The organism is Actinomycetospora sp. TBRC 11914 (genome assembly GCF_012933465.1).
In the GTDB taxonomy this organism is placed as follows: Bacteria; Actinomycetota; Actinomycetes; order Mycobacteriales; family Pseudonocardiaceae; genus Actinomycetospora.
Genome location: NZ_JABBND010000060.1, coordinates 1 through 408 on the forward strand (window position 1 = coordinate 1; position 408 = coordinate 408).

Below are 408 nucleotides of genomic sequence, written 5' to 3' on the forward strand. Positions count from 1 at the left end.
CGGCAACGACCACCGCGGGGACCACGGCCACGGCCGCGACCACGGGCACGACAACCACGGCAAGTGGGGTCACGGGGACCACGGCAAGTGGGGTCACGGGGACCACGGCAAGTGGGGCCACGGCGACCACGGCAAGTGGGGCCACGGCGACCACGGCAAGTGGGGCCACGGCGACCACGGCAAGTGGGGTCACGGCGACCACGGCAAGTGGGGCCACGGCCACGACAAGTGGGGCCACGGCAAGCACGGCCACGACGGCAAGTGGGGTCACGGCAAGGGCTTCGGCCACGGCAAGGACTTCGGCCACGGCAAGGACTTCGGCCACGGGCACGACCACAACCCGGTCGTCCACCACTGATCACCCGACCAGCACCCAACACCCAGCACTGACCAGCACCACCACCCGCA

At 71.1% G+C, this 408-nt stretch carries 1 protein-coding gene; it reads left to right on the forward strand.

Translation table 11 applies throughout. The features are described from left to right. Positions 1 to 358, forward strand: a 358-nt coding sequence (locus HH311_RS31195) for a hypothetical protein (RefSeq protein WP_211191045.1), incomplete at its 5' end; no start/stop codon positions are given. Positions 359 to 408 lie beyond the last annotated feature (50 nt).